Here is a 23638-nt window from a genome sequence, read left to right as displayed (position 1 = left end):
CGCTCAGCCGCCCGCGAGCATCGCCGCGGGGACCGCCACGAGCGAGGTCAGCGCGAACGCCGTCCGCAGCCACGCCGCGCGCGAGTCGCGCGGCGTGAGCCAGCCCGCCGTCAGGAAGCCGAGGCCCCCGAAGGCCGCGAGGACGTAGCGGGCCACCAGGTCCCGGTGCTCCGACGACGCCGCGTCGCCGAGCTCCGCGTCGAGCGCGACGACCCACCAGCCGATGACGAGGAGCAGCAGGACGGCCGGGGTCGCCAGGGCCGGCGCGACGACGCGGGAGGGGCGCGGGACCGGGTGCGCGGCGGCGTAGGCGGCGTTACGGGCGGCCCAGTCGGCGCGCGACTCCGGTCCGGTGCGGGCCTCCGGCTCGGTGCGGGACGTCGTCCCGGTGTCGGGCGTCGTCGTCTCGGTGGGCGGGTCGGTGGTCATGGGGTGAGTCAACCGTCCCGCGCGGGAGCGGCGCCTCTGTCCGCGTACTCAGGTACGTACTCAGTATCGGCAGCAGCGCCAGCGCGAGCAGCGCGTACGGCGACGCCAACGGCTGCTGCCACCACGGCAGACGCAGGTCCAGGTCGCCGTGGTGCGGGAGCAGCCAGAACGTGCGGGCCGTGAAGAGCACGGCCACCGCGACGGCGAGGCGCGGCCTGCCCCCGGCGACCAGCACGGCGAGCAGCGGCACGCACCACACCCAGTGGTGGGACCAGCTGATCGGCGAGATCAGCACGGCCGTGAACGCGGTCAGGAGCAGCCCCCCGGCCTCGCTCGGGGCACGGCGGGCCAGCCGGAGCCCGAAGACCGCCGTCAGAACCGCCGGTACGGCCCAGGCGGCGCCCGGCTCCGCCTCGTGCAGGAGGCGGGCGACCAGGCCCTGGAGCGACTGGTTGTCGACGATCCACGCCTTGCCCACGCGGCCCGTCTCGAAGAGGCGCCGCGTGAAGAACTCCACGCTGGCGGCGGGCAGCACCAGGGCGCCGAGCAGCACCGTGCCGGTGAGCGAGGCGAGCGCGGTGACCGCCTCGCGGGTGCGGCCGCGCAGGAAGAGGTACGCGATGAAGACGGCCGGGGTCAGCTTGATCCCCGCCGCGACGCCGAGCGCGAAGCCCTTGCCGACGGCGCCGGGCGGCCGGGTCAGGTCCCACAGGACCAGGCAGGCGAGCGCGAGGTTGATCTGGCCGAACAGGACGGTCTGGAAGACGGGTTCGAGCCAGAGGGCCAGGGCCGTGGCGGCGCACAGGGGCGCGGTGCGGGCGGGGAGGCCCGCCAGTCGGCAGGAGAGGCGGATCAGCACCGCGAGGAGGACGGTGTTGCCCGTGAGGAAGAGGGCCTTCAGCGCTCCCAGGGGGAGCCAGGTCGTCGGTACGAAGAGGATCGCGGCGAACGGCGGGTAGGTGGCGGGGAGTTGCCACCGGGTGACCGTGAACCCGTACAGATCGGTGCCGTCGGCGACGGCTGCGCCCTCGGCCCGGTAGACCAGCGTGTCGGCCATCGGGATGTGCTGGACGGCGCACAGGGTGGCCAGCGCGGTGAGGGAGACCGCGAGCAGCGCGCCGGATGCTGCGGGTGACAGGAGCGTCACAGTCCGTGGTTTCACGGCGTGACCCTAGTGGACGGCGGGTCCGGCGGCGGGTGTCTCCGCGGCGGGTCGCCGGGGCCGGTCAGCGGCGCCGCACGCCCGCTTCCTCCGCGTACTCGCCGAGCACGACGACACCGAACGCCGCGCTCACGAAGGCCTTGGCGGCGCGCAGGGCGCCGCCCTTGCGGTGCGGGTGCGCGGCGCCGTGGGGCGCGGCGGCGGAGCCGGTGGACGACGCTGCGGACGCTGAGGTGAAGGTTGCTGTGCTCATGTCTCCATGGTCGTTTCCCGGCGGCCCCCGCACATCGGCCTGTGGTGCAACCCCGCCCTCGGCCTGCGGTGCACCCTGCGGTGGACCCCGTACGCCTTGAGAGGGAGGCCGCCCCCTAGGGAGCGGCCGTGCCCAGGACCCGGGACCCAGGACCAGGGACCCAGGACCCATGGCCCGGGACCCGCCCACCCTTCCGCCCGGAGGCGGTACCGTCGAGTGCGCTGTGCACAACGGCGGCGCGTCAACGCAGCCGCCCCGGAGGGGACTTCGTGGGGATCGAGAGCGACCAGCTGGTCTACGACTACCTGAGCCGGGTCGGAGACCTGGCCCAGCAGCGGCAGTTGCCGTCCGGAGAGCGGATGAGACTGGTCGCCGAGCTGCGGAACACGATCGACCGCGGCCGGGCCGGGGCCGTCGGCGACAGCCCCGCGGGCGTCCGCCGCATCCTCGACCGCCTCGGCACCCCGGAAGAGGTCGTCGACGCGGCGACCGGCGCCCCCGGCGACGTACCGGCGAAGCCGCGCGCACCCCGCCCCTCGGTGCCGGTCCAGCGGACGGGAAAGCCCCGGGCCCGCCGCGAACCCGCGGAGAGCCGGGAGGAACCGGGGGAGCGCGTCGAGCGCGGAGGCGGCACCCCCCGGCAGAGCAAGGCCAAGGGCAGGGACGGTGGAGGCGGCGCCCCCGGACGGATGCGGCGCATCGTCCCCCGGCCCCGACCTCTCCCCCGCCCCCGCCGCACCAGCCCTGCGCCCCCCGACCCGACGGAGTTCGACGCGAGCGCTCCCTCGCCGCCGCACCTCGCGGGCTCCGACGAACTGGGTCCCAGCGGCTCCGAACCCGACTGGTGGCGGGTGGACAGCAGCCCGTTCGGCGCCGCGGACAGCGTCCCCGGCTTCGTCGGCGGCGTGGAGATCCCCGAACTGCTCAAGCCCCCGCCGTCGCTGGACAAGACCAGGACCAAGGGCAACCGCGCAGACGCGGACGAGGAGGAGGACGAGTACGGGGAGGAGTACGAGGAGGAGGAAGAGGAGTACGAGGAGGAAGAGGAGGCGGCGGGGAGCGGACGACGGCGGTGGCGGCTGCCCCGGGGACGGGCGGTCGCCGCGGGCACGGGCGCCACGTTCAGCAACCCGCTGCTCCTGCTCGCCGCCGCCCTCCTCACCGTCGGCGCGATCCTCGGCAACCTCCTCGCCCTCGGCGTCGGCTGGCTCATCGCCTACGCCTCCCGCAGGCTCTCCCGCGCCGAGGCGAAGTTCGCCGCGCTGGGGCTCCCCGCGCTCGCGGTGGCCGCCGGGATCGGCTGGCTGTGGGGCCGCAGCGAGGGGCGCTGGGGCGCGCCGATCAGGGACGGCCACATGAGCGACGCCATGGCCGACACCTGGCCGTGGGTGGTGCGCGGCGCGGCCGTCGCCTCCGCGCTCTTCCTGCTGTGGAGGTCGCAGCGGCAAAGGCCGTGAACAAAAGGGGAGTTGCGCCCCCGGCTGGGGCGGCGGCTACTTCTTCTTCGTCAGATCCGCTTCGTCAGATCCGCCCGCAGCTCGTCGAGGATCTTGTCCGCCGCGGTGTAGCCGATGCCCTGGATCCACAGCTCGTCGTCGACGGTGTGGACGTTGCCCGACTTCACCGCCTTCATGTTCTTCCACAGGCCGCTGCCCACGGTCCGGGTCTCCTTGGCCTTCTTCGGATCGCCGTACGTGGAGCGGAAGATGACGTCCGCGTCCGCGAGGTCGATCTTCTCGGGGGACAGGTCGTAGGAGAAGCCGTCCTTCGCCTTCGCGGAGATCGGCGCGCGGCCGAGGCCGACGTCCTTGAGGATGGTGGCGATGTAACTCCGGTCGCCGTAGAGGCGGATGTCGGCGCCCTCGATGAAGCGCAGCACGTTGACCTCGGTCCGTCCGGCCTTCGCACGGCCGCCGATGGCCTCGGTGACCTGCTTGGCGTGGGACCGGTAGGCGGCGACGGTCCTCGCCGCCGCGGCCCGCTTGCCCAGCGCATCGGCGTGCACCTGGAAGTTCTCCTTCCAGGGGTAGCCGGTCGACTCCGTCATGACGGTCGGCGCGATCCGTTCGAGCTGGTCGTACTTGGCGGCGTGGCGGATCTTCGAGGTGAGGATCAGGTCCGGCTTCAGCGCGGCGATCGCCTCCATGTTGGGGTTCATCATCTCGCCGACGTCCTTGATGCCGTCGACGTCGTCCTTGGGCAGGTAACTCGGGAAGCCCGAGGAGGACTCGACGTGCGTGGCGCCGACCGGCCGCACGCCGAGCGTGATCGCCGAGTCCAGTTCGGCGGTGTCGAGGACGACGACACGCTCCGGGGCCACAGGCACCTTCACGTCGCCCATGGCCGTCCCGACCGTGCGGGTCCTGCCGGACGTGCCGGAGCCGTCGGAGTCCGACGAGCCGCAGGCGGCGAGGGTCAGGGCGCCGGTGAGGGCGAGGGCGCCGGCGGCGAGCGCGCGGCCGTGCAGCGGAGAGCGGAAGCGGGTCACGGGGACGCCTTTCACGAGGGCCTCATGCGGGGGTGGTGGTGCGGGCGGGCGCGGTCCAGGGCGCCCCGGGGACGACCAGGGGGGAGCCGGTCACGGGGTCGGGTACGACGACGCACTCCAGGCCGAACACCTCGCGTACGAGGTCCTCGGTGACGACGTGCGAGGGGGCTCCCTCGGCGACGACCGCGCCGCCCTTCATGGCGACGAGGTGATCGGCGTACCGCGCGGCCTGGTTGAGGTCGTGCAGGACGAGGACGACCGTGCGGCCCCGGCCGCCGTCGCGGGTGGTCGCGGCCAACTGTCGTACCAGGTCGAGGACTTCGACCTGGTGGGCGATGTCCAGGTAGGTCGTGGGCTCGTCCAGGAGGAGGATGTCCGTGTCCTGGGCGATGGCCATCGCGATCCACACGCGCTGGCGCTGGCCGCCGGAGAGCTCGTCGACGGGGCGTTCGGCGAGAGCGGTCACGTCGGTGCGGTCCATCGCCTCCGTCACCGTCCTCTCGTCCTCGTCGGACCACTGCTGCCACCAGCGCTGGTGGGGCTGGCGGCCGCGGGCCACGAGGTCGGCGACGGTGATCGCCTCGGGGGCGACGGGCGTCTGCGGGAGCAGCCCGATCTGCTGGGCGATCTTCCTGGTGGGGAGATCGGACAGGGCCGCGCCGTCGAGGAGGACCGCGCCGCGCCGCGGCTTGAGGAGGCGGCCGAGGGCGCGCAGCGTCGTGGACTTGCCGCAGGCGTTGGGGCCGACGATCACGGTGACCCGGCCGTCGGGGACCGTCAGGTGGAGCCCGTCGACGACGGTGTGGTCCTCGTAGGCGAGGGTCAGCCCGCGGGCCGAGAGACGGGCGGCGGTCACGAGGTGCCTCCATTGCGGACGGAACGGCTGCTGACGATGAGCCGGATCAGGTACGGGGCGCCGATCGCCGCCGTCAGGACGCCGACCGGGAGTTCGGTGGGCGCGAGGAGGCGGCGGGCCGCCAGGTCGGCGAGGACCACGATCAGCGCGCCGAGCAGCGCCGAGCACAGGAGCGGGATCTGCGCGGTGCGGGTCAGTCTGCGGGCGGTCTGCGGGGCGAGGAGCGCCACGAAGTCGACGGGGCCCGCGGCGCCGGTGGCCACCGAGGCGAGGACGACGCCGAGCAGGACGAGGCCGAGGCGTACGTGTCCCAGGCGGGTGCCGAGGGCCGTCGCCGTGGCGTCGTCCAGGGTGACCGCGCGCTGGGCGCGGGCCGCCCACAGGACGCAGGGGAGCAGGACGAGGAGGGTCAGGCCGAGCGGGTTCGCCTCGGCCCAGCCGCGGCCGTTGAGGGAGCCCGTCATCCAGATCTGCGCCTGCTGGGCGACGAGGTAGTCGCCCTTGGTCATGAAGAGCGTCGTCACCGAGCGCAGGGCGACGGCGAAGCCGATGCCGATGAGGACGAAGCGGGTGGCGTGCAGGCCGCCGCGCCACGCGAAGACGTGGACGAGGGCGGCGGCGGCGATGCCGCCGAGCACGGACAGGTAGGGCAGGACGGTGTACGAGGTGACCCCGTAGGTCATCGCGCCGACGGTGAGGGCGCTCGCGCCCTGGCTGATGCCGATGACGTCGGGGCTGGCGAGGGGGTTGCGGGCGACGGTCTGGATGAGCGCGCCGGCCACGCCGAACGCGGCGCCGGTCAACAGGCCCACGACCAGGCGGGGTTCGCGCAGCGTGCCGACGACCAGCTCGTCGGGGGAGGGCTGCCCGAGGACGACCTTGAGGGCCTCGTGGGGCGGCACGAAGGACTCGCCGACGCAGAGGTGGGCCAGGCAGCCCGCGGCGAGCAGCAGGGCGAGCGCGGCGGCCACCGCGGCGGCCCGCCGGTGCACGAGGAAGGCGGCCCGGCGCACGCGGAACACCGCGTATCCGGCGGGGCGGACGCCGGGCGACGCCGTGGTCATGCGGCTACCGCCTTCCGGCGTACGAGGGCCACGAGGAAGGGCACGCCGATGAGCGCGGTCAGCACGCCCGCGGGCACTTCGCCGGGCGGGAAGACGATCCGGCCGACCGTGTCGGAGACCAGCAGCATCACCGGGCCGAGGAGCGCCGCAAGGGGCAGCACCCAGCGGTGGTCGGCGCCGACGAGCGCGCGGGCGATGTGCGGAACGGCCAGGCCGATGAAGGCGATGGGCCCGGCGGCGGCGACGCCCGCTCCGGTGAGGACGGTCGCGGCGACGCCGCCGACGACCCGTACCGTCGCGACGTTCTGGCCGAGCCCCTTCGCCACGTCCTCGCCGAGCGCGAGCGCGTCCAGACCGCGCGCGACGGCGGCGACGAGCACCGCGCCGACGAGGAGGAACGGCCAGATCCGGCCGACGATCGCGGCGTCGCGGCCGGAGAGCGAGCCGACCTGCCAGAAGCGGAACTCGTCGAGCGCGGCGGCCCGGGTGGTGAGGACGGCGGTCGTCACGGAGACGAGGAGCGCGTTGACCGCCGCGCCGCCGAGCGCGAGTTTCACCGGGGTCGCGCCGCCCCGGCCGCCGCCGGCGATGGCGTGGACGGCGACGGCGGCGAGTCCGGCGCCGGTGAACGCCCACCACACGTATCCGGTCAGGGTGTGCACCCCGGCGAAGGCGATGGCGAGGACGACGCCCACGGAGGCGCCCTGGCTGATGCCGAGGATGCCGGGATCGGCGATCGGGTTGCGGGTCATGCCCTGCAGGACGGTGCCGGCCAGCGCGAGCGCGGCGCCGACCAGGATGCCGAGCACGGTGCGCGGCACCCGCATCTCGCGGACCACCTCGGCGGCGTCGCCGTGCCCGCCGTGCAGCAGGGCGTCGAGGACGGCGGAAGGCGCGAGGGCGCGGGCGCCGACGGCGAGGCTGAGCAGGACGGCGAGCAGCAGGGCCACGACGGCCGCCGTCAGCACGGCCGCGCGCCGGACGGGCACACGCATCGACTGAGCTCGTTTCACGGCGAGAGCTCGTTTCACGGGGAGGGCAGGCACTCGTGGAGCATGACGTGGCTCGGTAAGGCGAGGCTAAGTCTAGGTGCGGGCCGGGCACCCGCCCTCGGCAGAATGGGCCCATGAGCTCACACGCGCTGACCGTCGGCTTCGACCTCGACATGACCCTGATCGACTCCCGGCCCGGTATCAAGGCCGCCTATCAGGCGCTTTCCGCGGAGACGGGGACGTACGTGGACGCCGACCTGGCGGTCACGCGGCTCGGCCCGCCGCTGGAGGATGAACTGCGGAACTGGTTTCCGGAGGAGAAGATCCAGGAGACGGGCGACCTCTACCGTGAGATCTACACCACACACGCCATCGAGCCGACGCTCGCGATGGCCGGTGCCCGCGAGGCCGTCGCCGCGGTCCGCGCGCACGGCGGCCGCGCGATCGTGGTGACCGCCAAGCACGAGCCCAACGCGAAGCTCCACCTGTCGCACCTCGGCATCGAGGCCGACGCCGTCATCGGCTGGCTGTGGGCGGAGGCGAAGGCCGAGGCGCTGCGCGAGTACGGCGCGGCGGTGTACGTCGGGGACCACACCGGCGATGTACGCGGCGCGCGTACGGCGGGCGCGCTGTCCGTCGCGGTGGCGACCGGACCGTGCGACGCAGCGGAACTGCGCGCGGCGGGCGCGGACGTCGTGCTCGGCGGGCTCGCGGAGTTCCCCGCCTGGCTCGACGGGTACGTCGCGCGGGGCGCCGCTAGCTAGTGCCCGACCTGGCCCGGCGCCGCTGGAAGGCGATGCCGCGGAGCACGCCGGCGGCGGCGATGAGGAAGCCGACGCCCATCAGCATGCACACCGCGTAGGCGATGGACGGAAAGGGATCGGTGCCCAGGAAGAGCGGGGCCACCGTGACCAGTGTGGCCACGGCTCCGACGAAGAAGACGATTGCTCCGGTCCGGACCATTCCATCGCCCGGTCCGGCGGAATTCGCTTGGGTTTTGTCACGCACCCGACCAGGGTAGTTCCCAGCGCGAAGGAAGAATCCGGGGACGTCTTGTCACCGGGCCCCGGACCAATAGTCTTGGTGCCGGCGGGTCGGGCGACCCGCTGTAGTGCTATCCAGAGCCGTTTTCGACCCGTCGCACCGGACGGGCGGAGACGGCATAGACGAGTACGAGGACGAGGACTTCACGTGCCTACCGGCAAGGTCAAGTGGTTCAACAGCGAGAAGGGCTTCGGCTTTCTCTCCCGCGACGACGGCGGCGACGTCTTCGTGCACTCCTCAGTACTGCCCGCCGGCGTCGACACACTCAAGCCCGGCCAGCGCGTGGAATTCGGCGTGGTCGCGGGACAACGCGGCGACCAGGCCCTTTCGGTGGCGATTCTCGACCCGACCCCGTCGGTGGCGGCCGCGCAGCGCCGCAAGCCCGACGAACTGGCGTCGATCGTCCAGGACTTGACGACACTGCTCGAAAACATCACGCCCATGCTGGAGAAGGGCCGCTACCCCGACAAGGCGTCCGGAGCGAAGATCGCGGGGCTGCTGCGGGCGGTCGCGGACCAACTCGACGTATAGCGGGTCCCATCCCGGAGGAGAGCCGCTCGAATTCCGCTGGGGGAACGACGGGGCGCCTACGGGAACGACGGGGCGCCTACGGGAACGACAGGGCGTCCGGGCCGAGGGGCGGTACGAGTCCCTCGGCCGCGGCACGGGTCAGCAGACCGCGGACCGCCGCGTACCCGTCCTCGCCGAGGTCGGCCGTGAACTCGTTGACGTACAGACCGATGTGCTGGTCCGCCACCGCCGGGTCCATCTCCTGGGCGTGCTCCAGGACGTACGGGCGGGAGGCCTCCGGGTCGTCCCACGCCATGCGGACCGAGGCGCGCGTGACGTCCGCGAGGGAGCGCAGCACCCGCGTGCCGAGTGACCGCTTCGCGATGATCGCGCCGAGCGGGATCGGCAGCCCGGTCGTGGCCTCCCAGTGCTCGCCCATGTCGGCGAGGCGGTGCAGGCCGTAGTTCCGGTACGTGAAGCGGGCCTCGTGGATCACCAGGCCCGCGTCGACCTTGCCGTCGCGCACCGCGGGCATGATCTGGTCGAAGGGCAGCACCACGATCTCGCCGACGCCCCCGTCGGACAGCGTGTCCGCGGCCCACAGCCGGAAGAGCAGGTACGCCGTCGACTTCTCGCTGGGCACCGCGACGGTCTTCCCGGTGAGGTCGACGCCCGGCTCCCGGGTCAGCACCAGCGGGCCGCAGCCCCGGCCGAGGGCGCCGCCGCAGGGCAGCAGCGCGTACTCGTCCAGGACGTACGGGAGCACCGCGTAGGACACCTTCAGGACGTCGAGGTCCAGGTCCGTGGCGGGCGGGGCCGGGGGCGCCGAGGAGTGCCGGGCCGCGGCGCGTTCCGCGATGCCGTTCGTGATGTCGATGTCCGCGAACGTGACGTCGAGCGCGGGCGCGCCCGGCACCCGGCCGTGCGCCCAGGCGTCGAAGACGAAGGTGTCGTTGGGGCACGGCGAGTACGCGATGCGCAGGGGGCGGTCGAGGGGGGCCGCCGGGGACTCAGTCTCGTGGGATGCCATGTGTGTTCCAACTCCTCAGGACGGGCGCGCACTTCCCGAACGCGTCGCTCAGTGCGGTCAGCGCCTCGCCGATCCGCCAGGCGGCGCGGTCGCGCGGGCCGACGGGATTGGAGACCGCGCGGATCTCCAGGACGGGCAGCCCGTGCAGGGCGGCCGCCTCGGCGACCCCGAAACCCTCCATCGCCTCGGCCAGGGCGCGCGGGTGGCGCCGCCGCAGCTCGGCGGCGCGCTCGGCCGAGCCGGTCACGGTGGAGACGGTGAGGACGGTGCCGGTCGCGGCACCGCAGGCGTCTGCCGCTTCCCGTACGAGGGAACGCGGCGGACGGTGGGTGACGGCGCCGAAACCCAGCTCGGTGACGGGCGCGAAGCCCCCGGGGGTCTCGGCGCCCAGGTCGGCGACGGTGATCTCGTCGGCGACGACGAGCGAGCCGACGGGGGTGTGGGGCGGGAAGCCGCCGCCGATGCCGGCCGAGACGACCAGGCCGTAGGGGCGGTCGGCGGCGGCACGGGCGAGTGCGGTCGCCGTGCCCGCCGCGGCGGCGGCCGGACCCACGCCGACGGCCAGGACGTCCGCGTCGAGGGCGCCGGGGCCGGAGCCGGCCCCGGCCAGCGCCCCGGCCACCGCGTCCCGTTCGGCGGGGACCGCGGTGGCCACGAGGACGCGCGGGGTCAGGAGTCCTTCTCGAACTTGAACGACCACAGACCCGTGGCCTTCGACGTGGAGCCCTTGCCGCCCTCGAGGAGGCTGACGGTCGACTTGTTGCCGCCACCGCCGTACTGCTGGTTGAAGAAGACGCTGCCCGGGATGACGACGTACGTCTTCTTGCTGGCCTCGGTCAGCGGCTGACCGTTCATCAGCAGGGTCCAGCCCTTGTCGGCCATCTCCGGGTCGACGCCGAAGCGGACCTTCTCGTCGGGATCGACCTTGATGGACTTCACGTCCTTGTCCTGCAGGCAGGACTTCAGCTGCGACTGCTCCAGCTCCTTGCCGTCGTTGTAGCAGGAGGCTTCGCTGTTCACCGAGTCGCTGCCGACGGTCACGGTGGCAAGCGGCGTCGGCTTGTCACAGGCGGAGAGGACGAGGAGTCCGGCGGAGACGGCGCCAAGCGCGGCCACGGTGCGGCGGCGGCGTGCCGCGCGGTACACATTCGCGGCTCCGCCGCGGAGCAGGGAGGTCATGGGCGAAGGCTATCGGGCGCGCCGGGGGGTGCCGTTACGCGGGGGTCACGGGCGTGCCGTTGCGGCGGGTCGCGGGCGGGCCGTCAGGCGGGGCACAGGCGTGCCGCACCCGTCCCACACCCGCCGGTACCCGCCTCACACCACCCGGGTGCGCCGCGAGCCGCCGCGCCGGGACGAGGCGAGGAGCCCGCGGACCGTGGAGAGCCAGCCCACCGCGACGATCCCGGCCGCCACCGACATGCCGAGCGTCCCCACCAGCGGCAGGGCGATGCCGACACCGCCGCCGATCACCCAGGCCACCTGGAGCAGCGTCTCGGAACGGGCGAACGCGGACGTGCGGACCTGCTCGGGGACGTCCCGCTGCAGGAGCGCGTCCAGGGACAGCTTCGACAGCGCCTGCGCGAAGCCCGCACACGCGCCGAGACAGGCCACCCCCACCGCCCCGAAGAACAGCGTGGCCATGACCGCCACGCCAAGGACCACGGCGACGACCGTCACGATGATGAGCTCCGGCGCCCGCGACTTCAGCCAGGCCCCGACCGCCGTGCCCAGCGCGTTGCCCGCGCCCGCCGAGACGCCCACTATGCCGAGCGAGACCGCCGCGCTCTGCCCCGCGAGCGGGTGCTCGCGCAGCAGGAACGCGAGGAAGAAGATGAGGAAGCCGGAGAGGCAGCGCAGCGCCGCGTTCGCCCCGAGGGCGTGGGTCACGGCCGGGCCGACCGTGCGCAGCCCCATGCGCTTCTTGCGGGTGGTGTCGTCCGCGGCCCGAGCGCGGGCGTGCAGGTGCAGGTGCTCCTCGTCGGCCGCGAGCAGCGCCTTGCTCTCGCCCTTCGACGAGTCGACCTTCCGCGGCAGCGAGAAGGACAGGAACATGCCCGAGACGAAGATCACGAAGGCGCCGTAGAGCGGCCAGCGCGCGCCGAGCGCCTGTAGTCCGGCCCCCGCGGGGGCCGCGACGGCCGTGGCGAGGAGGCCGCCGAGAGTGACCCGCGAGTTCGCCTTGACGAGGGAGAACCCGAGCGGCAGGAGACGCGGTACGACGGCGCTTCTGACCACGCCGTACGCCTTGGACGCGACGAGGACGCCCAGCGCGGCCGGATAGAGCTCCACGCTGCCCGTCACGACCGCGCCCGACAGCACGAGGGCGAGCAGGGCGCGCGCCAGCATCGCCCCCGCCATCGCGGCCCTGCGGCCGTGCGGGAGGCGGTCCAGGAGCGGGCCGATGACCGGGGCGAGGAGCGTGAACGGGGCCATCGTGATGGCGAGGTAGAGCGCGACGCGGCCGCGGGCCTCGTCCGTCGGCACCGAGAAGAACACGGTGGACGCGAGGGCGACCGTGATCATCACGTCGCCCGCGCCGTTCACCGCGTGCAGCTCGATGAGTTTGCCGAGCCCCGACTCGCCCGCTCCGTGGGCGTGGGTGGCCTTGCGGATGCCGCGGGCGGTGCCGGTGAACGGGAGGTGCAGGGCGCGGCCCAACGCACGCGCGGTCCGTCTCGCCGGGCCCGGCGAGACGGTTCCTGCGGATATCGACCTGGTGGGGGCCACTCCGTCATAGTGCCCTCTTGGGGGGCGGCTAGTGCGAATACTGGCTGTGAGCCGTGCGGGCTTTCTCCGCCGCTCCGCGGCGGGTATCCCACCCACCCACCCGTTTGCCCCGCGCCGTGGGGTTGGAGTGGGGGCCTGCCCGTTTGCCGGGCGCCGCATGGCCCGCGTGGGGTCGGGGGCGTGCTCTTCCTGGGGATGTTTTCCGACGGTCCGAGTGCCGGGGTGCCTCCCACCCGACCTGCTCGCCCCCCCGGCGGCGCGATTTCTGGCCACCCGTCCGGTTGCCGGGGAAAGGGCGGGTGGGTGGGGGAAACACCGCGGAGCGGGGGCGCGGGGGGAGGGCGTGCTGGGGGCGGAGTCGCCGGGGGCGGGCGGGGCGCGGGGCGGCGTGTCGGGGAGGGAAGTGCCGGGGAGGGGCGGCGCGGCATGGGGGCGGAGGGGGCGCGCAGGGGGTGGAAATGTGGGCGCGGGGGACGGCTCGGGGCGGCGCCGCGTACGTCGGTGTAGGCCCAGGGGCCAGGAGAAGGTAGCGTGCGTAGCGCGCCTGCGGCGGTTGTTCTTGGCCGCGCGCCTCTCGGTCATCCCGCAGAATGGGTGACGTAGGCGCGCCCCGGAACGTCGGGCGCGGACGTTGACGCGGCCCTCTGGTCCGCTCCGTCCGTACCCCCGCGTAAGGGTGGCGCACTCGTGAGACGGCGTAGGAGAGAAGCGATACTTGTGAGCGCAGCGACAACGCGAAGCCGTACCCCGCGCACCCCGCGTACCCCCGACCGCCTGTGCGCCGAGGCGGTCGGCCTGGCACGCGCCGCGGCGGAGGAGACCGCCGCGCCCGGTGTGGTCGGTGAGCACGTCGAGGTTCTGGTGGAGGGCGACCGGGTCGTCACCCACCTCTTCGAGTGCAAGGAGTTCGGCTACCGCGGCTGGCGCTGGGCGGTGACGGTCGCCCGCGCCTCGCGGGCGAAGGTCGTCACGCTCGACGAGACCGTGCTGCTGCCGGGCCCCGACGCCCTCCTCGCCCCCGAGTGGGTGCCGTGGAGCGAGCGGCTCCGCCCCGGCGACATGGGCCCGGGCGACCTGCTGCCGACCGACGCCGAGGATCTGCGCCTCGAGCCCGGCTACTCGGGCGAGGAGGAGCCGCCGCCGAATTCCGTCGTGTCCCAGGAGATGGCCGAGCTCGTCGAGGCGGAGGACGCCGAGGTCACCCCGGTACCGCCCGCCGAACTGCCGGCCGCGCCGGCCCGCGGCTCGATCGCGGCGGTCGCCGACGAACTGGGCATGCGGCGCGCGCGGGTCCTTTCGCGGTACGGCCTGCACGTCGCCGCCGACCGCTGGGACGAGGCGCACGGCGCGAAGACCGCGATGGCGCAGGCGGCGCCCGCGGCGTGTGTCAGCTGTGGCTTCCTCGTACGGATCGGCGGCTCGCTCGGGCAGGCGTTCGGTGTCTGCGCCAATGAGTTCGGGCCCGCGGACGGGCAGGTGGTCTCCCTGTCGTACGGGTGCGGTGGGCACTCGGAGGCCGCGGTCATGCCGAAGCCGCCGCGGCCCGCGCCGCCCGTCCTGGACGAGACGCGCGTGGACGTGCTTCCGCTGCGGCCCGCGGCGGATTCGGGCTCGGTGAGCGTGGAGGGCCCGAGCGAGGACCTCGGCCACTCGTAGGTTCCGGCGGCGGGGCGGGGTGCCTCGCGCGCCCGGCGTCCCGTGAGCGGCGTCCGGTACCCGGCGCCCCGCGCCCGCGGCACGCGGTAGGTCCGGGCTGCGCCCGGCCGGGGCCCTTCGCGCCGTGTGGACCTGCGGAAGCGTGCCCTGAGCGGCCTGCCCCGGATTCCCCACGCGTCGCCGCTGCGCGGCGTTCTCCCCGCCCGCCCGCCCAACCTCTGCGCGGTACCGTTCGCCGCAGGGCACAAGCACGCCTCCCCGTAACGGGTGCCGACGCAGAGAAGAGAGACGACCGTGAGCAAGTCCGTGCGGCCGGCGGCCGAGGGCACCGACCCCTTCGGCACCGCCCGCCTCCGCCGCGGAGTCCTCGACGCGTGGGCCGCGGCCCCGGCCCGGTTCCGTGAGGACGCGAACGCCGAGGAGGACCTGGCCCTCGGCGGCTACCGCGACCGCCTCGTCGTGGAGCTCGCCCAGAACGCCTCGGACGCCGCCGCCCGCGCGGGCGTGCCCGGCCGGCTCGCGCTGACCCTGCGCGGCGGGGTCCTCGCCGCCGCGAACAGCGGCGCCCCCCTGGACGCCACCGGCGTCGAGTCCCTCTCCACCCTCCGGGCCTCCGCCAAGCGGCAGCCCGAGGAGGCCGACGCGCAGGCCGGCACCCCGAGCAGCGTCGGCCGGTTCGGCGTCGGCTTCGCCGCGGTGCTCGCCGTGACCGACGAGCCGGCCGTCGTCGGGCGCACCGGCGGCATCCGCTGGTCGCTGTCCGAGGCGCGCGAACTGGCCGCGGAGACCGCCCGGTTCAGCCCGGGCCTCGGTGACGAGATCCGGCGCAGGGACGGGCACGTGCCGCTGCTGCGGCTGCCCCTGGCCGCCGAGGGCAGCGCCCCCGAGGGCTACGACACCGTCGTCATCCTGCCGCTGCGCGACGCCGTCGCCGAGGACCTGGTGGCCCGGCTGCTCGACGGCGTCGACGACGCGCTGCTCCTGGCCCTGCCCGGCCTGGCGGAAGTCCGCATCGAGACCCCGGACGGCGCGACGCGTACGCTGCGCCGCCGCGTCGAGGCCCCGTACACCGTGGTCGAGGACAGCCGTGACGGCACGACGCGCTGGCGCACCGCCGCCGCGCGCGGTCCGCTCGACGCCGCGCTCCTGAAGGACCGGCCCGTCGAGGAACGGCTGCGGCCGCACTGGTCGGTGACCTGGGCCGTGCCCGTGGGGCCCGACGGCGCTCCGGAGCGGCCCCGCACGACCCCCGTGGTGCACGCGCCGACGCCGAGCGACGAGCCGTTGGGCGTACCGGCGCTGCTCATCGCGTCGTTCCCGCTGGACACCGCGCGGCGGCATGCCGCGCCGGGGCCGCTGACCGACTTCCTGGTGGAGCGGGCGGCGGACGCGTACGCCGAACTCCTCGACGGGTGGCGGCCGGTGACCGAGGGCATCATCGGTCTCGTGCCGGGGCCGCTGGGCCGGAGCGAGCTGGACGGCGCACTGCGGCAGGGCATCCTGGCGCGGCTGCCCCGCACCGCCTTCCTGCCGCCCGCGCTGCCCCGCGCCGAGGGCGACGAGGACGCGTTGCCGGAGGCGCTGCGCCCGCGTGACGCGGAGGTCGTGGAGGGCGCGGGCGCCGATACCGTACGGGTCCTGGCCGAGGTGCTGCCGAGCCTGTTGCCCGCGGGCCTGGAGCGCCGCGCCGAGCTGCGCACGCTCGGGGTGGCCCGGGTGCCGCTGACCGAGGCGATCGACCGGCTCGCGGGCATCGACCGGGCGCCGGACTGGTGGCGGCGGCTCTACGACACCCTGGCCGGGGTGGACCCGGACCGCCTCTCGGGGCTGCCGGTGCCGCTGGCCGGAGGGGCCCCCGCGGGCTTCGGCGCCGGGGGCGGCCCGGCCGGTCCCGACGGCATGGACTCCGCAGGCGGCACGGACTTCGCAGGCGGCACGGACTTCGGGCCCGGGAGCGCCGCCGGTTTCGGCGCCCGGAGCGGGCGTACGACGATCGGGCCCCGGCAGGTGCTGCTCCCCGCCCCCGGTGGCGGGGACGCGGGCGGCCCCGACCCCGCCGTCCTCGCCCGTCTCGGGCTGAAGATCGCGCATCCCGAAGCCGCCCACCCGCTCCTGGAGAAGCTCGGCGCGCTGCCCGCGACGCCGCGGGCCGTCCTCACGACGCCGCAGGTCCGGGCCGCCGTGGCCGCGTCCCTCGACGACGACACGTGGGACGAGGAGGCGCTGGACGCCGAGGAGTTGGCGGACGTCGTGCTCGCGCTCGTGCGGGACGCGAACCTCGCGCCGGGCGACGAGCCGTGGCTGGCCGCGCTCGCGCTGCCCGACGAGGAGGGCGAACTCGCCCCGGCCGGTGAGCTGGTGCTGCCGGGCAGCGCCTTCGCCCGGGCCATGCGGGAGGACGAGCTGGCCCACGTCGACCAGGAGCTGGCGGAGCGCTGGGGCGAACAGCCGCTCGCCGCCTGTGGCGTGCTCGCGACCTTCGCCCTCGTACGGGCCTCCGACGTCGTGCTCGACCCCGACGAACTGGAGCCGCGCGAGGGTGACTTCGCCGAGCCGGACGACGCGGGCCTCCTCGACGCGGTGGACGTGTGGTGCGAGGACGTGCTCGACCGGCTGCCCGACACCCCCGTGCCGCCGGTGGCGACCGAGATCGTCGCCGTACGGGATCTCGACCTGGTCGACGACGACTGCTGGCCGCAGGCCCTGGCGATGCTGTCGCGCCCGCCGTTGCGGGACGCGCTGACGCAGCCGCTGCGAGTGCTCCTTCCGGACGGGACGACGGAGACGGTCCGTTCGTACACGGCGTGGTGGCTGCGCGGGCATCCGGTGCTCGACGGCCGCCGGCCCGCCGGGCTGCGGGCGGAGGGCGGCGATCCGCTGCTCGTGGGCCTGTACGACGCGGCGGACGCGACCGGCTTCGGGGACGAGCAGGTGCTGCGGGCGCTGGGCGTACGGACGTCCGTCGGTGCCCTTCTGGAGGAGCCGGGCGGCGCGGCCGAGCTGCTCGACCGGCTCGCGGACCCGGAGAGGACCGTTTCCGCGTCCCAACTGCACGCGCTGTACGGCGCGCTGGCCGACCTCGACCCGGATCAGGTGACGCTCCCGGACGAGTTGCGTGCGGTGGTGGACGGCGAGGTCGTGGTCGTCGACGCGGCGGACGCGGTGGTCGCCGACGCCCCCGACCTGCTCCCGCTGGCCGGTGGCGTGGCGCTGCTGCCCGTACAGCCCGGCAGGGCGGCCGATCTGGCCGAACTCTTCCAGGTGCGGCGGCTCAGCGAGACGGCGGCGGCCGATCCGTCGGGGGAGGGCGTCGAGCACGCGGTGCCGGACGCGGTACGGACCCTCCTTGGGCCGACGGCCCCGGAGACGTACGTCGAGCACGACGAACTCATCGCGGGCGGCGTGGAACTGGACTGGCGCCGCACGCCGGACGGCGCGGTGCACGCGGCGACGCTGGAGGGCGTGGCGGCGGGCCTGGCCTGGGCGGCGGGCCAGTGGCCGCGCCGCTTCGAGGTGGCGGCGCTGCTCGAAGATCCCTCACGGACGGCGGAGTTGGCGCGGGACCGCTGGTTCGACTGAGAGCCTGGAGGCGCAGGTCGGGTTCCTCCCTGCCCAACGGGGGCGGAACCTGACATTCCATTACTCGGTCACAAAATCTTCACCGGCCGTACAACCAGTCGCCCACGTCGCGGGTCTGATCTTGCGAGTCAACAGACTCCTAGATCACTGGGACCCCGCGTGACGGCGTGCAACGCACCGCGGGCCCCCTTCTCCAACTGGGGAAACACATGCGCATCCGTGCCACCGTGGCCGCACTGTCCGGCACCCTGGCCCTTTCCGCACTCGTCGTCCCGGCCGCCCAGGCCGTCGACGGCCCGGACGCCCCGAAGCTCGCCGCTTCCGTCGCCAAGGTCGCGAAGGGCGCCGACGCCCGCACCGATGTGGGCGACACCAAGATCACCAAGGTCTCCGTCAACGGCGGCACGGACGTGACGCTCGGCACCACCGAGAAGAAGAAGTTCACCGTCTCCGTCACCGCGACCGACCCGACGGGCATCGCGGCGGGCAGCGCCTTCCTCTGGCACGGCCCCGACGAGGACCACGCCGACGCCGTCATCACCCCCGACGACTTCGTGGGCAAGTGCGTGGCCGTGGACGAGACCACCTCGACCTGCACCGTCACCGTCGTCGCCGACCCGAAGATCGACATCTTCGCGAACACCGCGGCCGGCGGCGGCTGGAAGGTCTACGCCTCCGTGTCGGCCAACGGCGAGGGCGAGGCCATCGTCGACGGGGCCAAGGCCGACGCCCGCGTCCTGCGCGCCGCGCGCCTGACCACCAACGCCTCCCCGGAGCCCATCAAGAAGGGCAAGACCCTGACGGTCAGCGGTGCCCTCACCCGCGCCAACTGGGAGACCTCGAAGTACGCCGGCTACACCAAGCAGAAGGTGCAGCTCCAGTACAAGAAGAAGGGTGCCGGCAGCTACACCACCCTCAAGACCGTCACGTCCGACACCAAGGGCAACCTCAAGACCACGGTGAAGGCCTCGGCCGACGGCTACTTCCGTTACGTCTTCGCGGGGACCTCCACCACCCCGGTCGTGACGTCGGCCGGCGACTTCGTCGACGTCCGCTAGGTCCCGGCAAGGGATCACGCCGGGAAGCGGCGGTCCACCCAGCGGTAGACGACCTCGACGGCCAGCGAGGCCACCGCCGCGATCGCGACCGCCGCCCACGGCATCGTCGTGCCCACCAGCTTCAGCTGGAAGAAGTCCTGGAGCCAGGGCACGGTCAGGACGAGCAGGAAGCCGAGACCCATCGCGCCGATCAGGCAGATCCGCCACCACGTGTAGGGGCGGGCGATGATGGCGAGCACCCACATGGCGATCAGGAACAGCGCCAGCGTGGCCGCGCTGGTCTCGGCTTCCCGCGCGCCCGCGCCCGCGTAGTGGTGCCGGGCGAGCAGGTACGTCACGAAGGTGGCGACACCCGCGATCACCCCGCCCGGGATCGCGTACCGCATGACTCTGCGGACGAAGTGTGGCTTCGCGCGCTCCTTGTTGGGGGCCAGCGCGAGGAAGAAGGCCGGGATGCCGATGGTGAGGGTGGAGAGCAGCGTCAGGTGGCGCGGCAGGAAGAGGTACTCGACCTGTGAGCAGACCACGAGCAGCGCGATGATCACCGAGTAGACGGTCTTCACCAGGAACAGCGTGGCGACGCGCGTGATGTTGCCGATGACCCGGCGGCCCTCCGCGACCACCGAGGGCAGCGTCGCGAAGCTGTTGTTGAGCAGGACGATCTGGGCGACGGCCCGCGTCGCCTCCGAGCCCGAGCCCATCGAGACGCCGATGTCGGCGTCCTTGAGGGCCAGGACGTCGTTCACGCCGTCACCGGTCATCGCGACCGTGTGGCCGTGCGACTGCAGGGCGCCCACCATGTCGCGCTTCTGCTGCGGGGTGACCCGGCCGAAGACGGTGTGCTCGTCCAGGGCCTGCGCCATCCCGTCCCGCTCGGTGGGCAGCTTGCGGGCATCCACCGTGTTCTCGGCGCCGGACAGGCCGAGCTTGCCCGCGACCGCGCCGACCGAGACCGCGTTGTCGCCGGAGATCACCTTGGCGGCGACGTCCTGCTCAGCGAAGTAGCGCAGGGTGTCGGCGGCGTCGGGGCGCAGTCGCTGCTCCAGGACGACCAGGGCGCTCGCCTCCGCCCGCTCGGCCGCGGCCGGGTCGTCGAGGTCGTCGCCGGCCGCGCGGGCGAGCAGCAGGACGCGCAGGCCCTGCCGGTTGAGCTCCTCGATCTCGGCGAGGGACGGGTCGCCGTCGGGCAGCAGTACGTCGGGGGCGCCGAGCAGCCAGGTCGACGCGGTGCCGTCGCCCTCGCTGAAGGAGGCGCCGCTGTACTTGCGGGCGGAGGAGAAGGGCAGGGACTGCGTGCAGCGCCACTCCTCGCTGTCGGGGTAGGCGTCGATGATCGCCTGGAGCGAGGCGTTGGGCCGCGGGTCGGATTCGCCGAGGGCGCCGAGGACCTTGCGTACGTACGTCTCGTCGCCGCCGTTCAGCGGGCGCAGCTCGGTGACGTCCATGCCGCCCTCGGTGAGGGTGCCGGTCTTGTCGAGGCAGACCGTGTCGACGCGGGCGAGTCCCTCGATGGCGGGGAGTTCCTGGACGAGGCACTGCTGGCGGCCGAGCCGGATCACGCCGATCGCGAAGGCCACGGAGGTGAGGAGGACCAGACCCTCGGGGATCATCGGGACGATGCCGCCCACCGTGTACGCGATGGACTCCTTGAAGTTGTCGTCCTTGACGACGAGCTGGGAGATCACCAGGCCGATGGAGGTCGGGACCATCAGCCACGTCACGTACTTCAGGATGGTGGAGATGCCGGTGCGCAGCTCGGAGTGGACGAGCGTGAAGCGGCTGGCCTCCTCGGCGAGCTGGGCCGCGTACGCCTCGCGGCCGACCTTGGTGGCGGTGAACGCGCCGCCGCCCGCGACCACGAAGGAGCCCGACATCATCCTGTCGCCGGGCTTCTTGACGACCGGGTCGGCCTCGCCGGTCAGGAGCGACTCGTCGACCTCCAGGCTGTCGGTCTCGACGGCCTCGCCGTCCACCGGGATCTTGTCGCCGGGGCCCAGCTCCACCAGGTCGCCGAGGACGATCTCGGAGGCGGAGATCTCGGCGGCGCCGCCGTCGCGCCGGACGGTGGGCTTGGCCTCGCCGATGACGGCGAGGGAGTCCAGGGTCTTCTTGGCGCGCCACTCCTGGATGATGCCGATGCCGGTGTTGGCGACGATCACGAAGCCGAAGAGGCTGTCCTGGATCGGCGCCACGAAGAGCATGATCACCCAGAGCACGCCGATGATCGCGTTGAACCGGGTGAAGACGTTGGCCCGGACGATCTCGCCCAGGGAGCGTGAGCTGCGTACGGGTACGTCGTTGACCTCGCCGCGGGCCACCCGCTCGGCGACCTCCGCTGCGGTCAGCCCGGTGGCCCGTCCCTCGGGGGGCGGCACCGGGTGGACCGGGTCGAGTTCGGCGCCCGCGTCGATATGCGTCATGCATTCGACGGTAAGCGGGGATGTGGGGCTTCACCCCTTGAATGTCCCGAAGATCCGACCTCGGTAGGACGTGGTCGGTCCTGTGGTCGTACGGCGTACCGCGGGCGCAGGACGTCCGGGCCGCGGGGGCGGGACCTTCGGCCCTGGCGCGCGCCGGGTCCGCCCCTCGCCGCTCCTGCCGCGGGGCCCTACTCCGCCCGTGCCGCCTCGGCCGCGGCCCGCTTGATCGCGGCGTCGCGTCCCCGTACGTACCAGATGCCGATGAGGCCGAGGCCCGCGCCGGCCAGGCAGGTCCACACCCACCAGGTCGCGTCGCGGTCGTCGAACCAGCCGTAGAACGGGAGCTGGACCAGGAAGAGGACGAACCAGAGGATCGTGCCGCCCGTGATGGTGGCGACCACGGGGCCCTCAAGGGGCTCCGGCGCCTCGTGCTTAGGGGTCCACTTCGCCATGGCTACAGCTTACGAGGCGGGGTCAGGGGCGCGTGCACCCGTTCCCGGGCGCCGGTACGCCCGTTGTTCCGTATGGGTCTACGCGCGGAGATAGCGATTTCGGCTTCATGTATTCATACTGAAACGGCTCGTTAATGGCCGATTGCTTTCGTATGAAGGTACAAGCTCGCGAAGCTCGGCACTTCACCTTCTTCTTTCACAGGTCATGAGGTTTTCCATGTCTTCCTCGGCCAGCGCTCCGGTCGACGCCCGCAAAGAGCCGCCGAAGGCCCCGCAGAACGGCCTCGACGCATTCTTCAAGATCTCGGAGCGCGGCTCGACCCTCGCCAGGGAAGTCCGCGGCGGCTTCGCCACCTTCTTCGCGATGGCCTACATCGTCGTGCTCAACCCGATCATCCTGGGCAGCGCGAAGGACATGTACGGGCACCAGCTCGACAACAAGCAGCTGGTCACCGCGACCGTGCTGACCGCCGCCTTCACCACGCTCCTGATGGGCGTCATCGGCAACGTCCCGATCGCGCTGGCCGCCGGCCTCGGCGTGAACACCGTCGTCGCCCTCCAGCTCGCGCCCCGCATGTCGTGGCCCGACGCGATGGGCATGGTCGTCCTCGCGGGCTTCGTCGTCATGCTGCTCGTCGCGACAGGCCTGCGGGAGCGGGTCATGAGCGCCGTACCGCTCGGCCTGCGCAAGGGCATCGCCATCGGCATCGGCCTCTTCATCATGCTGATCGGCCTCGTCGACTCCGGTTTCGTCTCGCGCATGCCGGACGCCGCGCACACCACCGTCCCGCTCCAGCTCGGCGGCGACGGCCACCTCAACGGCTGGCCCGTCCTCGTCTTCGTGCTCGGCGTGCTGCTCACCCTGGCGCTGCTCGTGCGCAAGGTGCCGGGCGCCATCCTCATCAGCATCGTCGTCATGACGGCCGTCGCGATGATCATCAACGCCGTCGCGGACATCCCCTCCTGGGGCCTGACCACCCCGGAGTGGCCCGGCAACCCCGTCTCCACGCCGGACTTCGGGCTGGTCGGCCAGATCAGCCTCTTCGGCGGCTTCGACAAGGTCGGCGTCCTGACCGGCGTCCTCTTCGTCTTCACCGTGCTGCTCTCGTGCTTCTTCGACGCGATGGGCACGATCATGGGCATCGGCGACGAGGCCGGTCTGACCGATTCCAAGGGCAACATGCCCGGCATGAACAAGGTGCTCTTCGTCGACGGCATCGCGGTCGCCGCCGGCGGCGCCTCGTCCTCCTCCGCCACCACCTGCTTCGTGGAGTCCACGGCGGGCGTGGGCGAGGGGGCGCGCACGGGCTTCGCGAACGTCGTCACCGGCGGGCTCTTCGCCGTCGCCCTGTTCCTCACGCCGCTGGCCACGATGGTCCCGTCCCAGGCGGCCACGCCCGCGCTGCTCGCGGTCGGCTTCCTGATCCTGTCCGGGTCGATCCGGCAGATCGACTGGGCGGACCACACGATCGCGATCCCGGCGTTCGTGACGATGCTGATGATGCCGTTCACGTACTCGATCACGAACGGCATCGGCATGGGCTTCATCAGCTTCACCGTGCTGCGGCTCGCGGCCGGGCGCGCCCGGGAGGTGCCGGTCGCGATGTACGTGGTGTCGGCCGTGTTCGCCTTCTACTACCTGATGCCGGCGCTGAACCTGACGTAGGACACGGAACCCCGCCGGGGACACGTGCGGGCTCTCACGCCGCCCCGTAGAACTTCTCCGTCTCCTCGACGGATGTCGCGAACCGCTCGTCGAAGTCGTCGCGAATGAGCGTCCGGACCACGTAGTCCTGGACGCTCATTCCTCTTTTGGCCGCGTGCCGGCGGAGCCGGTCGAGCAGCTCACCGTCTATGCGCAGGCTGAGCACTGGCGATCCCATGCCCGACAGGGTCCCGGGCACCCGGTGGCCGGTGC

22 protein-coding genes are annotated in these 23638 nt (G+C 73.3%); 7 read left to right on the top strand and 15 right to left on the bottom strand.

The annotated features are described in order from the left end of the window. Positions 1-3 precede the first annotated feature (3 nt). The 3 genes from ACZ69I_RS07830 to ACZ69I_RS07820 all read right to left on the bottom strand — a co-directional run bounded on the left by ACZ69I_RS07830 (position 4) and on the right by ACZ69I_RS07820 (position 1844). Positions 4-429: a hypothetical protein gene (locus ACZ69I_RS07830; RefSeq protein ID WP_470830942.1), complete on the bottom strand. Its 426-nt coding sequence runs from the start codon at positions 427-429 to the stop codon at positions 4-6. Continuing rightward, positions 317-1543: a glycosyltransferase 87 family protein gene (locus tag ACZ69I_RS07825; protein WP_470831068.1), complete on the bottom strand. Its 1227-nt coding sequence runs from the start codon at positions 1541-1543 to the stop codon at positions 317-319. The genes ACZ69I_RS07830 and ACZ69I_RS07825 overlap by 113 nt, the downstream gene beginning before the upstream one ends. Before the next feature lie 112 nt (positions 1544-1655). After that, positions 1656-1844, bottom strand: coding sequence for a hypothetical protein (locus ACZ69I_RS07820; protein WP_470830941.1), 189 nt, complete (start codon positions 1842-1844; stop codon positions 1656-1658). Between the two features lie 269 nt (positions 1845-2113). On the opposite strand from ACZ69I_RS07820, the gene ACZ69I_RS07815 reads away from it, so the two are divergent. Continuing rightward, complete coding sequence (locus ACZ69I_RS07815) at positions 2114-3301, top strand: hypothetical protein (RefSeq protein ID WP_470830940.1); 1188 nt, start codon at positions 2114-2116, stop codon at positions 3299-3301. A gap of 50 nt (positions 3302-3351) precedes the next feature. Here ACZ69I_RS07815 and ACZ69I_RS07810 read toward each other — a convergent pair whose 3' ends face one another. From ACZ69I_RS07810 to ACZ69I_RS07795, 4 genes are read right to left on the bottom strand one after another with little or no spacing between them, the layout of a single operon-like run. Next, positions 3352-4332, bottom strand: a complete 981-nt coding sequence (locus tag ACZ69I_RS07810) for an ABC transporter substrate-binding protein (protein ID WP_470830939.1) — start codon at positions 4330-4332, stop codon at positions 3352-3354. 22 nt (positions 4333-4354) lie between these two features. Further along, positions 4355-5188: an ABC transporter ATP-binding protein gene (locus tag ACZ69I_RS07805; protein ID WP_470830938.1), complete on the bottom strand. Its 834-nt coding sequence runs from the start codon at positions 5186-5188 to the stop codon at positions 4355-4357. After that, entirely contained in the window at positions 5185-6252 is a 1068-nt protein-coding gene (locus ACZ69I_RS07800) for a FecCD family ABC transporter permease (RefSeq protein ID WP_470830937.1), read from the bottom strand. Before ACZ69I_RS07800 ends, ACZ69I_RS07805 begins: the two co-directional genes overlap by 4 nt. Next, complete coding sequence (locus ACZ69I_RS07795) at positions 6249-7247, bottom strand: FecCD family ABC transporter permease (RefSeq protein ID WP_470830936.1); 999 nt, start codon at positions 7245-7247, stop codon at positions 6249-6251. The genes ACZ69I_RS07800 and ACZ69I_RS07795 overlap by 4 nt, the downstream gene beginning before the upstream one ends. Positions 7248-7378: 131 nt before the next feature. On the opposite strand from ACZ69I_RS07795, the gene ACZ69I_RS07790 reads away from it, so the two are divergent. Next, complete coding sequence (locus ACZ69I_RS07790; RefSeq protein ID WP_467672710.1) at positions 7379-8008, top strand: HAD family hydrolase; 630 nt, start codon at positions 7379-7381, stop codon at positions 8006-8008. Here ACZ69I_RS07790 and ACZ69I_RS07785 read toward each other — a convergent pair. Then, positions 8001-8252: a hypothetical protein gene (locus tag ACZ69I_RS07785; RefSeq protein WP_389714219.1), complete on the bottom strand. Its 252-nt coding sequence runs from the start codon at positions 8250-8252 to the stop codon at positions 8001-8003. The genes ACZ69I_RS07790 and ACZ69I_RS07785 overlap by 8 nt on opposite strands. A 183-nt stretch (positions 8253-8435) precedes the next feature. On the opposite strand from ACZ69I_RS07785, the gene ACZ69I_RS07780 reads away from it, so the two are divergent. Beyond that, positions 8436-8819, top strand: a complete 384-nt coding sequence (locus ACZ69I_RS07780) for a cold-shock protein (RefSeq protein WP_076685560.1) — start codon at positions 8436-8438, stop codon at positions 8817-8819. Between the two features lie 76 nt (positions 8820-8895). On the opposite strand, the gene ACZ69I_RS07775 is transcribed toward ACZ69I_RS07780, so the two are convergent. From ACZ69I_RS07775 to ACZ69I_RS07760, 4 genes are all read right to left on the bottom strand, one after another. Beyond that, positions 8896-9828, bottom strand: coding sequence for a 1,4-dihydroxy-6-naphthoate synthase (locus ACZ69I_RS07775; protein WP_470830935.1), 933 nt, complete (start codon positions 9826-9828; stop codon positions 8896-8898). Next, complete coding sequence (locus ACZ69I_RS07770) at positions 9809-10528, bottom strand: futalosine hydrolase (protein WP_470830934.1); 720 nt, start codon at positions 10526-10528, stop codon at positions 9809-9811. The genes ACZ69I_RS07775 and ACZ69I_RS07770 overlap by 20 nt, the downstream gene beginning before the upstream one ends. Beyond that, entirely contained in the window at positions 10498-11007 is a 510-nt protein-coding gene (locus ACZ69I_RS07765) for a DUF2771 domain-containing protein (protein WP_470830933.1), read from the bottom strand. Before ACZ69I_RS07765 ends, ACZ69I_RS07770 begins: the two co-directional genes overlap by 31 nt. A 135-nt stretch (positions 11008-11142) precedes the next feature. Further along, positions 11143-12594 carry an MFS transporter gene (locus ACZ69I_RS07760; RefSeq protein ID WP_470831067.1) on the bottom strand — a complete coding sequence of 484 codons (1452 nt, stop codon included), beginning with the start codon at positions 12592-12594 and terminating at the stop codon, positions 11143-11145. Positions 12595-13272: 678 nt separating this feature from the next. Between ACZ69I_RS07760 and ACZ69I_RS07755 the strand changes: the two genes are divergently transcribed. The 3 genes from ACZ69I_RS07755 (at position 13273) to ACZ69I_RS07745 (ending at position 18848) form a co-directional block, all read left to right on the top strand. Next, positions 13273-14211 carry a DUF3027 domain-containing protein gene (locus ACZ69I_RS07755; protein WP_467672701.1) on the top strand — a complete coding sequence of 313 codons (939 nt, stop codon included), beginning with the start codon at positions 13273-13275 and terminating at the stop codon, positions 14209-14211. A gap of 294 nt (positions 14212-14505) precedes the next feature. Further along, the gene (locus ACZ69I_RS07750; protein ID WP_470830932.1) at positions 14506-17790 is read left to right on the top strand and encodes a sacsin N-terminal ATP-binding-like domain-containing protein; all 3285 of its coding nucleotides are present in this window, start codon (positions 14506-14508) and stop codon (positions 17788-17790) included. A gap of 209 nt (positions 17791-17999) precedes the next feature. After that, on the top strand, positions 18000-18848 hold the full coding sequence (locus ACZ69I_RS07745) for a calcium-binding protein (protein WP_470830931.1): 849 nt from the start codon (positions 18000-18002) through the stop codon (positions 18846-18848). A 14-nt stretch (positions 18849-18862) separates the two neighbouring features. Here ACZ69I_RS07745 and ACZ69I_RS07740 read toward each other — a convergent pair whose 3' ends face one another. Beyond that, on the bottom strand, positions 18863-21268 hold the full coding sequence (locus ACZ69I_RS07740; RefSeq protein ID WP_470830930.1) for a cation-translocating P-type ATPase: 2406 nt from the start codon (positions 21266-21268) through the stop codon (positions 18863-18865). A 188-nt stretch (positions 21269-21456) separates the two neighbouring features. After that, on the bottom strand, positions 21457-21720 hold the full coding sequence (locus ACZ69I_RS07735; RefSeq protein WP_467672692.1) for a DUF2530 domain-containing protein: 264 nt from the start codon (positions 21718-21720) through the stop codon (positions 21457-21459). 217 nt (positions 21721-21937) lie between these two features. On the opposite strand from ACZ69I_RS07735, the gene ACZ69I_RS07730 reads away from it, so the two are divergent. Next, positions 21938-23386 (top strand): NCS2 family permease, encoded by a 1449-nt coding sequence (locus ACZ69I_RS07730; RefSeq protein WP_467672690.1) that lies wholly within the window; start codon positions 21938-21940, stop codon positions 23384-23386. Between the two features lie 34 nt (positions 23387-23420). Here ACZ69I_RS07730 and ACZ69I_RS07725 read toward each other — a convergent pair whose 3' ends face one another. Continuing rightward, positions 23421-23603, bottom strand: a complete 183-nt coding sequence (locus tag ACZ69I_RS07725) for a ribbon-helix-helix protein, CopG family (RefSeq protein WP_467672688.1) — start codon at positions 23601-23603, stop codon at positions 23421-23423. Positions 23604-23638 lie beyond the last annotated feature (35 nt).

The sequence above is a fragment of the Streptomyces sp. NPDC036815 genome (assembly GCF_055609205.1).
The sequence above is the reverse complement of the archived record's forward strand: the minus strand, read 5'-3'. Positions and strand labels throughout refer to the sequence as shown.

Bases quoted from the DNA above. Each gene is read 5' to 3' on its own strand.
- ACZ69I_RS07730 (WP_467672690.1), top strand. From the start codon at position 21,938: ATGTCTTCCTCGGCCAGCGCTCCGGTCGACGCCCGCAAAGAGCCGCCG.
- ACZ69I_RS07775 (WP_470830935.1), bottom strand. From the start codon at position 9,828: ATGGCATCCCACGAGACTGAGTCCCCGGCGGCCCCCCTCGACCGCCCC.
- ACZ69I_RS07830 (WP_470830942.1), bottom strand. From the start codon at position 429: ATGACCACCGACCCGCCCACCGAGACGACGACGCCCGACACCGGGACG.
- ACZ69I_RS07735 (WP_467672692.1), bottom strand. From the start codon at position 21,720: ATGGCGAAGTGGACCCCTAAGCACGAGGCGCCGGAGCCCCTTGAGGGC.
- ACZ69I_RS07765 (WP_470830933.1), bottom strand. From the start codon at position 11,007: ATGACCTCCCTGCTCCGCGGCGGAGCCGCGAATGTGTACCGCGCGGCA.
- ACZ69I_RS07725 (WP_467672688.1), bottom strand. From the start codon at position 23,603: ATGGGATCGCCAGTGCTCAGCCTGCGCATAGACGGTGAGCTGCTCGAC.
- ACZ69I_RS07795 (WP_470830936.1), bottom strand. From the start codon at position 7,247: ATGCGTGTGCCCGTCCGGCGCGCGGCCGTGCTGACGGCGGCCGTCGTG.
- ACZ69I_RS07740 (WP_470830930.1), bottom strand. From the start codon at position 21,268: ATGACGCATATCGACGCGGGCGCCGAACTCGACCCGGTCCACCCGGTG.
- ACZ69I_RS07790 (WP_467672710.1), top strand. From the start codon at position 7,379: ATGAGCTCACACGCGCTGACCGTCGGCTTCGACCTCGACATGACCCTG.
- ACZ69I_RS07745 (WP_470830931.1), top strand. From the start codon at position 18,000: ATGCGCATCCGTGCCACCGTGGCCGCACTGTCCGGCACCCTGGCCCTT.
- ACZ69I_RS07800 (WP_470830937.1), bottom strand. From the start codon at position 6,252: ATGACCACGGCGTCGCCCGGCGTCCGCCCCGCCGGATACGCGGTGTTC.
- ACZ69I_RS07820 (WP_470830941.1), bottom strand. From the start codon at position 1,844: ATGAGCACAGCAACCTTCACCTCAGCGTCCGCAGCGTCGTCCACCGGC.